Genomic DNA, 13,334 nt, shown 5'->3' with positions numbered 1-13,334 from the left:
CCGTTGGTGATGCCTGGGCAGCTTCCAACCGAGCATACCCCGCGCTTCGTTCAGGGGATGTCTGCAACAAAGCCCGCTTCAGCCGCCATTCTGTCGGCGTGGTAGGACGACCGCACCATCGGCCCGGAGGCGACGTGCGTGAAGCCCATCTCCTGGCCGGCCACTTCCAGCTGTTTGAACTCGTCCGGCGTCCAGTAGCGCATCACCGGGTGGTGGTGCGGCGTGGGCTGCAGGTACTGGCCGATGGTGATCATGTCGACGTCGTGCGCGCGCAGGTCGCGCAGGGTCTCGAGCACCTGCTCCATCGTCTCGCCCAGGCCCAGCATGATGCCGGACTTGGTGGGCACGTCCGGGTGCTGGGCCTTGAAGCGCTTGAGCAGCTCCAGCGACCAGGCGTAGTCGGCGCCCGGGCGCACGTTCGGGTACAGGTGCGGCACCGTCTCGAGGTTGTGGTTGAACACGTCCGGCGGCGACTGCGCCAGGATCTCCAGGGCGCGGTCCATGCGGCCCTTGCCGCGGAAGTCGGGCGTGAGGATCTCGATCTTGAGGTTCGGAGACAGCGCGCGCGCCTCGCGGATGCAGTCGACGAAGTGCTGGGCGCCGCCGTCGCGCAGGTCGTCGCGATCCACGGAAGTAATGACCACGTAGCGCAAGCCCATGTCGGCGATCGTGCGCGCCAGGTTGGCCGGCTCGCTGGCGTCGGGCGGCTTGGGCCGGCCGTGGGCGACGTCGCAGAAGCTGCAGCGGCGCGTGCACACCTCGCCCAGGATCATGAAGGTGGCGGTGCCGTGGCTGAAGCACTCGTGGATGTTCGGGCAGCTGGCCTCCTCGCAGACCGTGACCAGCCGGTTCTCGCGCAGCTTGCTCTTGAGCTTCTGGACCGCATTGCCCGAGGGAATGCGCACCCGGATCCAGCTCGGCTTGCGCAGGATGGGCGCATTTTCGTCGAACTTGACCGGACTTCGGCCGATCTTGTCGCCGCCTACTTGCTTCTGGCCCTCCACGAGGGGCGACCCCAGCACTTGCAGGGGGATGGTCTTGGCGGGGGTATCGGACATGATGGCGTCAGGCGGGGGAAAGGTCGGGGAGGCCCGGCTCGGGCCGGGCCTGCAGGCCGAGCCGGCGGGACAGGGCCTCGACCAGCACCGGCTTGACCGCGGCGGGGTCGCCGGGGCCGCCCAAGTCTAGCACCGAGGTCACTTCCAGCCCCTGGTAACCGCAGGGGTTGATGCGGTGGAAGGGCTCGAGGTCCATGGCGATGTTGAAGGCCAGGCCGTGGAAGCTGCAGCCGCGCCGCACCCTCAGGCCCAGGGCCATGACCTTGCGGCCGTCGACATAGATGCCCGGCGCGCCCTCGCGGCGCTCGCCGCGAATGCCGTAATGGGCCAGCACGTCGATCACCGCCGCCTCGATGCGGCAGACCAGCTCGCGCACGCCGATGCCCAGGCGGCGCAGGTCCACCAGCGGGTAGGCGACGATCTGGCCGGGGCCGTGGTAGGTCACCTGGCCGCCGCGGTCGACCTGCAGCACCGGGATGTCGCCCGGGGCCAGCACGTGCTCGGGCTTGCCGGCCTGGCCGAGCGTGAACACCGGGTCGTGCTCGACCAGCCACAGTTCGTCCTCGGTGTCGCCGTCGCGGGTGTCGGTCAGGCGCTGCATGGCGCGCCAGACCGGCTCGTAGGCCTGCCGGCCCAGCTCGCGCACCCGCCAGGCGCGGGTGGCCGGGACCACGGCGTCGGCGGCGCAGGCGGCTACAGCGTCCACTTCACCGCCGGATGCTCGCGCAGGGCGCCGTGGGCGGCGTCGTAGTCCTCGCGGCTGTGCGCCTCGAAGACCACGGTGACCGACACATAGTTGCCCTTGGCCGAGGGCTTCACGCCCAGCCGGTCGCGGTAGACCGTCAGGCCCAGCGCCTCGAGCACCATCGGCACCACCAGGTGCAGCTCGGCCTCGGCCGAACCCATGGCGCTGAGCTCGAATACGCCCGGGAACTGGAAGCCGTGCTCGGGGTTGTCGGATTTGATTTCCATCCGCCCATTATGGGGGCGCCGGGGCCCCGTCCCAAGCCCGCGCCGGGGCTCAGGCGGGCTCCACGCGCACCCGGTTCCGGCCGTCGGCCTTGGCCTGGTACATGGCCCGGTCGGCGGCCCGGTACAGGCTGTCGAGGTCATCGCCGCGCTCGGGGTGGTAACCGGCCGCGCCGATGCTGACGGTGATCGCCAGCGGGCCCTCGCGCAGCTGCAGGGGGCGCTGCTCGAGGCTGGCGCGCATGGTTTCGGCGACGGCCGCCGCGGCCCCGGTGTCGTGGCCGGGCAGCAGCACGCCGAACTCCTCGCCGCCCAGCCGCGCCAGGTGCATGCCCGGCCCGGCGAAAACCTCGCGCATGCGGTCGGCGAAACGCGCCAGGCAGGCGTCGCCGGCGTCGTGGCCGTACTCGTCGTTGACGCGCTTGAAGTGATCCAGGTCCATCACCAGCATCGACAGCGGCTGGCGCAGGCGCTGCGCCTCGCGGCCGTAGTGCTCGAGCGTGCCGCCGAAGTGGCGGCGGTTGGACAGTCCGGTGAGCGGATCGGTGCGGCTGAGCCGTTCGTACTGGTCGCGCTGGTGGCGCAGGGCGTCGTGGAGGTCGAGCTGGCGCTGGTAGTCGCGGTGGCTGCGCACCAGCACCAGCCCCAGGTAGATCGCGTACACGCCCACGGTGGCGGTGACCGCGAACCCGGCGTCGGTGTAGGGCAGCAGCAGGGGCGCCGGCAGGAACACCAGGGCCACGCCGACCAGGGCGCGCTCCAGGCGCAGGCTGAAGTTGTGCGCGAAGGCGGTGGCGAAGGCGACGGTGCACAGCAGGGCCGCGGGCGCCGCCGGGGCCAGGTGCGGATCAAGCAGGGCCCAGGCCAGGGTGCCGCCCCAGAGCGCCGCGGTGGCCAGCACCACGCCCCACTGGCGGTCGAGCCAGCGCTCGAGCCGGGGCCGCGGCGCATCCAGCGGCGGATGCCGCGGCCGGACGCGCAGGATGGCCAGGACTAGGAAGGCCAAACCAACGCCGAAGCCCAGCACGGCGTGGTTTTCGAAGACGTCGCCGGCTACCGAAACCACGATCCAGCCGAACAAATAAAACAGCCCGCCGGTGACCAGGCGGGCCGAGGTATCGGCGACTTCGCGGGAAAGGCGCGGGAGGTGGTCGTCGCCACCTGCCTCGCGCCCGTCGTCCTGTCGTCGCTCCATGAAAACGGATGCTACGCCGACGTCATTCGCTTTCCCACCACAGCCAGAAGTCGTCGGACAGGCGCTTGAAGAAGCCGCCCTCGGCGACGTCGGCCAGGGCCAGCAGCGGTCGCTCGGCGACCACCTGGCCATCGAGGCTCAGGCGCAGGGTGCCGATGGCCTGGCCCTTGGCGACCGGCGCGCTGAGCTGGCGCGGCACGTCCATGCTGGGCTTGAGCTCGGCGTAGCGGCCGCGCGGCACGGTCACCAGCAGCGGCTCGGCGAGGCCCAGGCCGACCATGTCGGCTTCGCCGCGCCAGAGCTTGTGTTCGGCCACCTGTTCGCCGGCGCCATAGACGGAGTGGGTTTCGAAATGGCGGAAGCCCCAGTTGAGCAGGGCCAGGTTGCCCTGCTCGCGCAGCCGGAAGCCCTCGTTGCGGCTGGTGGTGTCGACGCCCAGCACCACCGAGACCAGGCGCTGGTCGCCGCGCTTGGCCGAGGCGGCCAGGCAGTAGCCGGCGGCCGAGGTGTGGCCGGTCTTGAGGCCGTCGACGCTGTCGTCCTTCCACAGCAGGCCGTTGCGGTTGTACTGGCGGATGCCGCCGTAGGTGAACTCGCGGATCTTGTAGAGCGCGTAGTGGTCAGGGAAGTCGTTGATCATCGCCCGGCCGAGGATGGCGATGTCGCGCGCGCTCATCACGTGGCCCTCGGCGGTCAGGCCGTGGGCGTTGCGGAAATGGGTGTTGGCCATGCCCAGGCGGCGCGCGTGGTCGTTCATCATCTGCACGAACGCGGCTTCGCTGCCGCCGACGTGCTCGGCCAGGGCGATGGCGGCGTCGTTGCCCGACTGGATGACCAGGCCGTGCAGGATGTCGTCGAGTTTCACGCGCGAATTCACCGCCAGCGCGCTGTAGCTGCCGTCGGTGCCGGCGCCGCCCTGGCGCCAGGCGTTCTCGCTGATCAGCACCTGGTCCTCGAGCGAGACGCGGCCCGCGGCCACCTCGGCGGCGACGACGTAGGAGGTCATCACCTTGGTGATGCTGGCCGGGTCGAGCGGCTGGTCGATGTTGCCGCCGGCGAGGACCTGGCCACTGGCGTGGTCCATCAGGATCCAGGCCTTGGCGCCCTCGGGCACCGGGGCTTCGGGCGTGGCCGGGGCGGCGGTGGCGGCGGCCGGCGCGGGCAGCGGGGCCGGTGCCGGTGCCGGCGTCTGGGCAAAGCTGGTGCCGGCGAGCAGGCCGGCCAGCGCGAAGGGCAGGAAACGGGACAGGGACATCCGTGGACAACTCCGGTTGCGGTGGCCCGCCGCCGCGGCGGGCCGTGAATGAAGTTCGATGCTAGCGGTCATTCGCTGAATACGCGCGGGCTGGCGTGGCCCAGCCGGCGCAGCCGCTCGAGCACCTGGTGGGTGGCGACCGCCGCGACCGGGCCGACGCGCACGCGCCAGAGCGTGGCGCCGGCGACCTCGGCCGCCTCGACGGCGACGTCGGCCAGGCCCGCCTGCTCGAGTTCGCGGGCAATGCGATCGGCGTTGGAGCGATCGCGGTAGGCGCCGACCTGGATGATGCGCGGGCGCTCGCTGCCGGCGGCGGCCTCGGCGATCGGGTCGGCGGCCGGCGGCCCGGAGTCCGCCCGCGCGGGCGCCGGCCCGCCGGGCACCAGCGCGCGCACTTCCACCGGCGCAGTACCGCTGCGGTCGAGGCCGAGCTTCACCGCCGCCGCATAGCTGAGGTCGATGATGCGGCCGGCATGGAAGGGCCCGCGGTCGTTGACGCGCACCACGACGCTGTCGCCGGTGTCGAGCCGGGTGACGCGCACGTAGCTGGGCAGCGGCAGCGTCTTGTGCGCGGCGCTGAAGCTGCACATGTCGTAGATCTCGCGGCTCGAGGTGTGGCGGCCGTGGAACTTCTGCCCGTACCACGAGGCGGTGCCGCGCTCGACGTAACCCTCGGCCGTGGGCAGCACGTGGTAGCTCTTGCCCAGCACCTTGTAGGGCGATCGGTTGCCGTAGGCGGCCGGCGCCTCGTGGCGCGGCTCGGGTTCGACCAGGCCGCTGATGTCGAGCGCGTGTTGCGGCGCCGTGTCGGCGACGCCGGGGGCGTACAGGCCGCCGGGCGTGTAGTCCTCGTCGCGATGCTCGCGCACCTGGCGGCACGCCAGCGGCAGGCCTGCATCGGCCGGCGCCGCGTCCGCGGCGGCCCCGCCGGGGCCGGCGGCCCGCGGCGAAGGCGGTGCCACGGGGGCATCGCCCGGCCCGGGCTTCTTCGGTGCGCCGGCGCAGCCCGCCAGCAGCGCCACCAGCAGCACGGCCAACGGACGGGTCATGGCGCGGCGGCGACCTCCGCCCCCGCGGCGATCTCGCGCGAAAGCTGGTGCACCGCCATCGCGTACATCGGCGAGCGGTTGTAGCGGGTGATGGCGTAGAAGTTCTGGAAGCCGAGCCAGTGCTCGGTGCCACCGCTGCCCTCGAGCGTCACCAGGGTGGCCTTGAGGTCGTGGCCCTGGGCCTCGGCGGGGCGGTAACCGCGGGCCCCCAGCTCGGCCAGCGAATACTTCGCCTCCAGGCCGTCGGCGACGAAGGCCTCGGCGGATTCGTCCTTGTGCGCCAGCGCGACCACCGGCTCGCCCGGCTGCCAGCCGTGGGCGACGAAATAGTTGGCGATCGAGGCGAAGACGTCGGGCAGCGAACCGAACAGGTCGCGACGGCCATCGCCATCGCCGTCGCGGGCGTAGGCGCGGTAGCTCGAGGGCATGAACTGGCCGTAGCCCATCGCGCCGGCGTAGCTGCCCTTGAGGGCGGCGAGGTCGAGCTGTTCTTCCCTGGCCAGCAGCATCACTTGGGCCAGCTCGTCGCGGAAGAAGCGGCCGCGGGCGGCCTCGCGCTCGACCTGGGCTGGGTCGCCGCTGACCGGGTAGAAGAAGCCGAGCGTATAGAGCGCGTCGAGCACCTGGTGGCTGCCGGTGTTGCCGCCATAGCTGGTTTCGACGCCGATGATGGCGACGATCAGCTCGGCCGGCACGCCGGTGTCGGCCTCGACCTTCGCCAGCTGCTCGCGGTGGCGGGCCAGGAAGGCGCGGCCGTCGGCAATGCGGCGGTCGGAAATGAAGATGGGCCGGTATTCATGCCAGGCCTTGGTGCGCTCGGCCGGGCGCGCCATGGCGTTGACGATGCCCTGGCGGTAGGTGGACTTGGCCAGCCAGGCCCCGACTTCGTCGGCGGCCAGGCCGTAGCGCTCGGCGGCGTGGGCCAGGAAGGCCTCGCGCAGGGCCGGGTCGGGCGTGGGCGCGGCCGCCGCGGCCAGCGGCCAGAGCAGCAGGAGGGCGGAAAGGCGGAGCAGGATCGGGCGCATGCGGGGGACCAGCGTGGGGTGGCGGCAATTTAGCACGGGGCCGGCCGCGGCCTCCTTCACGAAGCCATGAACTTGCGGTGCGCGTGCACCGACATGACCATGCCGAAACCCACCAGCAGCGACACCGCCGAGGTGCCGCCGAAGCTCAGCAGCGGCATCGGCACGCCCACCACCGGCAGCAGGCCGGCGACCATGCCGCCGTTGACCAGCACGTAGACCGAGAAGGTCATGGCCACGGTGCCGGCCAGCAGCCTGGCGTAACCATCGCGGGCCTGGGTGGCGATCCACAGGCAGCGGCCGATGATGAACAGGTACAGGGCCAGCACCGTCACCACGCCCGCCCAGCCCCATTCCTCGCTGAGCACCGAGAACACGAAGTCGGTGGTGTGCTCGGGCAGGAAGTCCAGGTGCGACTGGCTGCCCTGCCCCCAGCCCTTGCCGGTGAGGCCGCCGGAGCCGATGGCGATCTTGGACTGGATGATGTTCCAGCCGGCGCCGAGCGGGTCGCTCTCGGGGTTGAGGAAGGTGAGGATGCGATCGCGCTGGTAGGGCATCAGGAAATGCCAGCCGATCGGCAGCGCGGCCAGGCCCAGGGCGCCGAACAGGCCGATGCGCCACCAGGCGATGCCGGCCAGGAACACCGCGAACACGCCCGAGGCCGCCACCAGCATGCCGGTGCCGAGGTCGGGCTGCAGGATGATCATCGCCACGGGCAGGCCGATGATGCCGGCGCACACGGCCAGGACGCGCCAGCCCGGCGGCAGCGGCACCGAATGCAGGTACCAGGCCAGCATCATCGGCACGGTGAGCTTGAGCAGCTCGCCCGGCTGCAGGTAGAACACGCCGAGGTTGAGCCAGAGGTTGGCGCTGCGGCCGGAACCGAACACGAACACCAGCCCCAGCAGCACCAGGCTGCCGGCGAAGGCCAGCGGCGTCCACAGCCGGAGCTTGCCCGGCGTGACCCGCGAGAGCGCCAGGAGCGCCACCAGGCCGATGCCGAAACGCGCGCCCTGCGACATCACCAGGCGGGCGTTCTCGCCCGAGGCGCTGGCCAGCACCACCAGGCTCACCAGCATCAGCGCCAGCAGGGCCAGCAGCAGCGGCAGGTCGACCTTCTCGAACAGGCGGGCGGCGATCTCGCGGGTCCAGCGCAGCAGCGGGTTCATGGCGCGGCCTCTTCGGCCGGCGGCAGCAGCCAGGCGTCCATGATCTTCCGGCCCACCGGCGCCGCAGCGAGCGACCCGGAGCCGCCGTGTTCGACCAGCACGGCCACGGCGATGCGCGGGTCCTCGACCGGCGCGAAGCCGATGAACCAGGCCTGGTGGCGCAGGTGGTAGGGCAACTCGTTCGGGTTCATGCGCTCGGTGCCGCGGCGGCTGACGCGCTGGGTGGTGCCGGTCTTGCCGGCCATGCGGTAGGTCGCGCCGGCGGCCGCCGCGCGGGCGGTGCCGGTGGGGCCGTGCATCACCGCCTCCAGGCCTTCGTTGACCGCCGCCAGGTATTCGGCGTTCTCGTAGACGCGGACGCCGCCGGGCTGCGGCTCGGGCCGCAGCGGCTGGTTGAAGCCGGGCTGGCTGGCACGCAGCAGGTGCGGGCGGTGCATCACGCCGCCATTGGCCAGCATCGCGGTGGCGCGGGCCATCTGCAGCGTGGTGGTGACCCAGTAGCCCTGGCCGATGGCGGCGTTGACGGTATCGCCCGGGAACCAGTTCTGGTTGAAGGCGCGGCGCTTCCAGTCGCGCGAGGGCCGTACGCCGGCGATCTCGCCCGCCAGGTCGATACCGGTGGGAACGCCGAAGCCCAGGCGCTCGAGGAAAGGGTCGAGCCGGTCGACGCCCAGCTCCACCGCCAGCTCGAAGTAGTAGGTGTTCACCGACTGCGCCAGCGACTCGCGCAGGTCCACCCAGCCGTGGCCACCCGCGCGCCAGTCGCGGTAACCGCGTTCCTGGCCGGGCAGGAAGAACTCGCCGCCGGAGAATGTCTTCTGGGCCGGCGTGCGCGTGCCGGCCTCGAGCGCCGCCAGCGCCATGAAGGGCTTGATGGTCGAGCCCGGCGGCACCCCGCCGAGCACGTTGCGGTTGAACAGCGGCCGCGACGGCGCCTGCAGCGCCTGCCAGTCGGCGTGGCTGATGCCGTTGATGAACAGGTTCGGGTCGTAGGCCGGCAGGCTGACCATGGCCAGGATTTCGCCGGTCTTCGGGTCGATCGCCACCGCGGCGCCATGCTGGCCGGCGAAGGCGTCGACCATGGACTGCTGCAACCGCGCATCGACGGTGAGCTGCAGGTCGGTGCCCGGCGTCGCCGGCTGCCGGCGCAGCACGCCCAGGGCACGGCCCTCGACATTGGTCTCGACTTCTTCGTAGCCGATCTCGCCACGCAGGCGGTCTTCGTAGTACCGCTCGATGCCGGCCTTGCCGATGTGGGTGAGCGCCGTGTTGCGGCTGTCGCCCATGGCGGCGAGGTCGTCGGGATCGACGCGGCCGACGTAGCCGAGGATGTGCGCGAACAGCTCGCCGTGGGGATAGCGCCGGGTCAGGTAGGGCACCACCTCGACGCCGGGGAAACGGTGGCGGTTGACCGCCAGCCGGGCCAATTCGCCCTCGGTGAGGCGCAGCTTGAGCGGCACCGGGCGGAAGGCGCGGGTGGCCCGCCGGGCTTCGCGAAAGCGGGCGATGTCCTCGTCGTCGAGCGCCACCAGTTCGGCCAGGCCCTGCAGCGTGGCGTCGAGGTCGCGCACCTGTTCGGCGACGATCTCGAGGCGGTAGGCCGGGACGTTGTCGGCCAGCAGACGGCCGTTGCGGTCGGTGATCAGGCCGCGCGCGGGAACGATCGGGCGCGGCTTGATGCGGTTGGCTTCCGAGCGCAGCTGGTATTCCTCGTGCTGCAGCACCTGCAGGCGGAAATAGCCGCCCGCCAGGCCGAGCATCGCCACGGCGATGGCGAGGAAGCCGACCATGGCCCGGCGCCCGAACTGTGCCGCTTCGGCGTGGTGGTTCTTGAGCTTGCGGCGCGGGATGCTGCGCATGGCTTCAGCCGCCGCGCTCCCGGGTGCGCAGGCGCAGGCCATCGAGCAGCAGGAACAGCCAGGGCCAGAGTGCGAAGCCGACCAGCGGCGAGAGCCAGGTGGCCCAGGGCAACAGGCCATCGCCGCCGATGGCGTGGATGGCCTGGTCGATCATGCGGTCGTTGAGCAGCAGCGCGAACACGGCCAGCGCCTGCTGCCACAGCGGGAAGAAGCGCAGCCGGGCCCGGAAGCGCTGCACCAGGAACATCATGACCACCAGGCGCAGCGCCTGCTCGCCGAGCAGCGTGCCGGACACGAGGTCGGCGGCCAGGCCGGCGAGGAAGGCGGAGCCCAGGCCGACGCGATCGGGCGCCTCGAGCTGCCAGTAGCACAGCAGCATCGCCAGCACGTACGGCCGCGCCAGGTCGATGCCCGCGGGAAGCGGCACGACCATCAGCAGCAGGCCGATGAACAGGCTGCCGTGCAGGAGCCAGCCGGAGGGATCTCGGTTCATTCGCCTTCGGCCTCGCGCTGTTCGTCGACTGCGGCGCCCGCCGTCTCGCCCGGAACTGCGGAAGATGCGCCGTCCTCGCCGGTGGCCGGCGCGGGAGGCGGCGGCAGCGGCGGGCCGTCGTCGACGCCATCGATCACGTTGCTCACCAGCAGCACCTCGACGCCCCGGTCGAGGCGGGCCGCGGGGCTGGCCTCGGCGACCACGAACAACTGGGTTTCATCGGGCTGCAGGGCCTCGACCACGCCCACGGGGAATCCGGCCGGGAAGCGGCCGCCGATGCCGGAGGTCACCAGGCGGTCGCCGACGCGGATGTCGCCGCTCTGCGGGATGCTGGGCAGGCGCAGGCGGTCGGTGCGGCCGGTGCCGTAGGCGATGGCACGCAGGCCCGAACGCGCCACCTGCACCGGGATGGCGTGTTCGGTGTCGGTGAGCAGCAGCGCGGTGGAGTGGCGCGGCGTGACTTCGATGACCTGGCCGAGCACGCCGCCGGCGTCGATCATCGCCTGGCCGACCTGCACGCCCTGCATCGAGCCCGCGTCGAGCACGATGCGCTGGCGCGACGGGTCGAGGTCGACGTCGATGATGCCGGCCAGCTGGGCGTTGAGACGGTAGCCGCGGGTGCCGCCGAGCAGCTCGCGCAGGCGCTGGTTTTCCTCGGCGACCGCCAGCAGGCGGTGCAGGCGGCTGGCGTTGACCTGCAGCTCGCGCCGCAGCCGTTCGTTCTCGGCCTGCAGGCTGGCGCGGGTGCTCAGCATGTCCCGGCCGCCGTCCATCAGCCGGCCCGGGGCCGCGGCCAGCCACCACACCGGTTCGGCGAGCATGCTCAGGTGCTGTCGGGCCTGCGCGGCGAAGCCGCCGCGCAGGTCGGCGACCATCAGCACGGTGGCGATGGCCAGGTAGGCGAGCAGCGGCAGGGTGCTGCCGGCGCCGTCGGTCAGGCGCGGCGCCGGGGTGTTCTGGTAGGCCACGGCGTCATCCGGGTCGGGATTGCGCCTGCAAGCAGGCTCACTCGGCCGAGAAGAACTCGTTGCCGTGCATGTCGATCAGCTCCAGCGCCCGGCCGCCGCCACGGGCGACGCAGGTGAGCGGGTCGTCGGCGACGTGCACGTGCAGGCCGGTCTCTTCGGAAATCAGCTTGTCGAGGTCGCGCAGCAGGGCGCCGCCACCGCTGAGCACGATGCCGCGCTCGGCGACGTCGGCACACAGTTCCGGCGGGGTCTGCTCGAGCGCCTGCTTGACGGCGCTGACGATGCCGCTCAGCGGCTCGTGCAGGGCCTCGAGCACCTCGTTGGAATTGATGACGATCATGCGCGGCACGCCTTCGGCGAGATTGCGGCCGGAGACCTCGAATTCCTTCACCTGGGCCTGGGGGAAGGCGCAGCCGATCTCGAGCTTGATGCGCTCGGCGGTGGTCTCACCGATGAGCGTGCCGTGGTTGCGGCGCACGTAGTTGATGATGGCTTCGTCGAAGCGGTCGCCGCCGATGCGCACCGACTGCGAGTAGACGACGCCATTGAGCGAGATGACCGCGACCTCGGAGGTGCCGCCGCCGATGTCGATGACCATCGAGCCGCGGGCTTCCTCGACCGGAATGCCGGCGCCGATCGCGGCGGCCATGGGCTCTTCGATCAGGTAGACCTCGCGGGCACCGGCCTCCTCGGCCGACTCCTTGATGGCACGGCGCTCGACCTGGGTCGAGCCGCAGGGCACGCAGATCAGCACACGCGGGCTCGGGCGCAGGAAGCGCGACTTGTGCACCTTCCTTATGAACTGCTTGAGCATCTCCTCGGTGTGGGTGAAGTCGGCGATGACGCCGTCCTTCATCGGGCGATGCGTGGTGATGTTGCCGGGCGTGCGGCCGAGCATCTTCTTGGCCTCGCCGCCGACCGCGGCGACTTCGCGGCCACCGGGCCCGTGGCGCACGGCCACGACCGACGGCTCGTTCAGGACGATGCCCTGGCCACGGACGAAAATCAGGGTGTTGGCGGTGCCCAGGTCGATCGACAGATCGTTGGAGAACAGCCCGCGGAGCTTCTTGAACATTCGGGAGGCCAGTGGAATGAGGGTTTCGGGGGGTTGGCTAGCGTAGCAACCCCCCTTGGGGCGGGCAAGGAAAAAACCCGTTATTTCCGTGCCTTCCGGGCCTCCCCGCGCTACCATGACGCCCTTTGCGGGCCTGTTCCCGCGCCCCTTCCCGAGAGGTCGACGAACGATGGCATCCGCCCTGATCTGCGGCTCCCTAGCCTACGACACCATCATGGTGTTCCAGGACCAGTTCAAGAACCACATCCTGCCGGACAAGGTGCACATCCTGAACGTGTCCTTCCTGGTGCCGCGGATGCGCCGCGAATTCGGCGGCTGCGCCGGCAACATCGCCTACAACCTCAAACTGCTGGGCGGCGATCCGATCCCGATGGCCACGGTGGGCCAGGATTTCGGGCCTTACCGGGAGCACTTCGAGGCCTGCGAGATCCGGCTTGAGCACGTCAAGGAGATCCAGGACCTCTATACGGCCCAGGCCTTCATCACCACCGACCTAGACGACAACCAGATCACCGCCTTCCACCCGGGCGCGATGATGCGGTCCTACGAAAACCACGTTAAGGACGTGGCGGGCGTGGGTTTCGGCATCGTCGGGCCGGATGGCTACGAGGCGATGCTGCAGAACTCGCGGGAATTCGCCGAGCTCGATATCCCGTTCATCTTCGACCCGGGCCAGGCCATGCCGCTGTTCAACGGCAAGGAACTGACCCAGATGATCGAGCAGGCCACCTACGTGACGGTGAACGACTACGAGTCTAACCTGCTGCAGGAAAAGACCGGCCTGTCCGAGAAGGACATTGCCGGGCGGGTCAAGGCTTACGTCATCACCCGCGGCCCCAAGGGCTCCGAGGTGCATACCCAGGGCGGTGAGCTGCACATCCCGGCCGCCAACGCCATGCGCGTGGTCGACCCCACCGGTTGCGGCGATGCCTACCGCGCCGGCCTGATCTACGGCCTGATGAACGGCATGGACATGGCCACGACCGGCCGCATCGCCTCGCTGATGGGCGCCCTGAAGATCGAGCACCTGGGTCCGCAGAACCAGCGTTTCGATTACGAGGAGTTCGCCGAGCAGTTCCGCCAGCAGTTCGGGTACGCGCTGCGATAGCAGCCCGACGCCGCTGGCTCGGGCGAATGAAGAAAGGCCGCCTCCGGGCGGCCTTTTTCTTGCCCTTACGCCAAGCCCGGGGGAATGTCGGCCAGGTGCACTACCGATAAGGCG

The 13,334-nt window shown here is 70.8% G+C and carries 12 protein-coding genes and 1 pseudogene; 1 reads left to right on the top strand and 12 read right to left on the bottom strand.

Annotation, left to right across the window (positions count from 1 at the left end; genetic code table 11):
* Window positions 1-50 precede the first annotated feature (50 nt).
* From lipA to C6N40_RS04175, 12 genes and pseudogenes are all read right to left on the bottom strand, one after another.
* Window positions 51-1,058 (bottom strand): lipoyl synthase, encoded by a 1,008-nt coding sequence (gene lipA, locus C6N40_RS04230; protein WP_106989769.1) that lies wholly within the window; start codon window positions 1,056-1,058, stop codon window positions 51-53.
* Window positions 1,059-1,065: 7 nt separating this feature from the next.
* Window positions 1,066-1,764, bottom strand: a complete 699-nt coding sequence (gene lipB / locus C6N40_RS04225) for a lipoyl(octanoyl) transferase LipB (protein ID WP_106989768.1) — start codon at window positions 1,762-1,764, stop codon at window positions 1,066-1,068.
* Window positions 1,752-2,030 carry a DUF493 family protein gene (locus tag C6N40_RS04220; RefSeq protein WP_106989767.1) on the bottom strand — a complete coding sequence of 93 codons (279 nt, stop codon included), beginning with the start codon at window positions 2,028-2,030 and terminating at the stop codon, window positions 1,752-1,754. Before C6N40_RS04220 ends, lipB begins: the two co-directional genes overlap by 13 nt.
* Window positions 2,031-2,079: 49 nt before the next feature.
* Window positions 2,080-3,222: a GGDEF domain-containing protein gene (locus tag C6N40_RS04215; protein ID WP_162782074.1), complete on the bottom strand. Its 1,143-nt coding sequence runs from the start codon at window positions 3,220-3,222 to the stop codon at window positions 2,080-2,082.
* Window positions 3,223-3,244: 22 nt separating this feature from the next.
* Window positions 3,245-4,477, bottom strand: a complete 1,233-nt coding sequence (locus C6N40_RS04210) for a D-alanyl-D-alanine carboxypeptidase family protein (RefSeq protein WP_106989765.1) — start codon at window positions 4,475-4,477, stop codon at window positions 3,245-3,247.
* A 68-nt stretch (window positions 4,478-4,545) separates the two neighbouring features.
* A complete protein-coding gene (locus C6N40_RS14530; RefSeq protein ID WP_106989764.1) occupies window positions 4,546-5,526 on the bottom strand; it encodes a septal ring lytic transglycosylase RlpA family protein in 981 nt (326 codons plus the stop codon).
* Window positions 5,523-6,579 (bottom strand): annotated as a pseudogene (mltB, locus tag C6N40_RS04200) (lytic murein transglycosylase B). The gene C6N40_RS14530 and the pseudogene mltB overlap by 4 nt, the downstream one beginning before the upstream one ends.
* Before the next feature lie 28 nt (window positions 6,580-6,607).
* Complete coding sequence (gene rodA / locus C6N40_RS04195; protein WP_106989762.1) at window positions 6,608-7,717, bottom strand: rod shape-determining protein RodA; 1,110 nt, start codon at window positions 7,715-7,717, stop codon at window positions 6,608-6,610.
* Complete coding sequence (gene mrdA, locus C6N40_RS04190) at window positions 7,714-9,576, bottom strand: penicillin-binding protein 2 (RefSeq protein WP_162782073.1); 1,863 nt, start codon at window positions 9,574-9,576, stop codon at window positions 7,714-7,716. Before mrdA ends, rodA begins: the two co-directional genes overlap by 4 nt.
* A gap of 4 nt (window positions 9,577-9,580) precedes the next feature.
* Complete coding sequence (gene mreD, locus C6N40_RS04185) at window positions 9,581-10,069, bottom strand: rod shape-determining protein MreD (RefSeq protein ID WP_106989760.1); 489 nt, start codon at window positions 10,067-10,069, stop codon at window positions 9,581-9,583.
* Window positions 10,066-11,037: a rod shape-determining protein MreC gene (gene mreC / locus C6N40_RS04180; RefSeq protein WP_106989759.1), complete on the bottom strand. Its 972-nt coding sequence runs from the start codon at window positions 11,035-11,037 to the stop codon at window positions 10,066-10,068. The genes mreD and mreC overlap by 4 nt, the downstream gene beginning before the upstream one ends.
* Before the next feature lie 37 nt (window positions 11,038-11,074).
* Window positions 11,075-12,112, bottom strand: a complete 1,038-nt coding sequence (locus C6N40_RS04175; RefSeq protein ID WP_106989758.1) for a rod shape-determining protein — start codon at window positions 12,110-12,112, stop codon at window positions 11,075-11,077.
* Between the two features lie 169 nt (window positions 12,113-12,281).
* Between C6N40_RS04175 and C6N40_RS04170 the strand changes: the two genes are divergently transcribed.
* Window positions 12,282-13,220 (top strand): carbohydrate kinase family protein, encoded by a 939-nt coding sequence (locus tag C6N40_RS04170; protein ID WP_106989757.1) that lies wholly within the window; start codon window positions 12,282-12,284, stop codon window positions 13,218-13,220.
* Window positions 13,221-13,334 lie beyond the last annotated feature (114 nt).

The organism is Arenimonas caeni (genome assembly GCF_003024235.1).
GTDB classification, from domain to species: Bacteria; Pseudomonadota; Gammaproteobacteria; order Xanthomonadales; family Xanthomonadaceae; genus Arenimonas; species Arenimonas caeni.
This window is presented reverse-complemented; position numbering and strand designations above follow the sequence as displayed.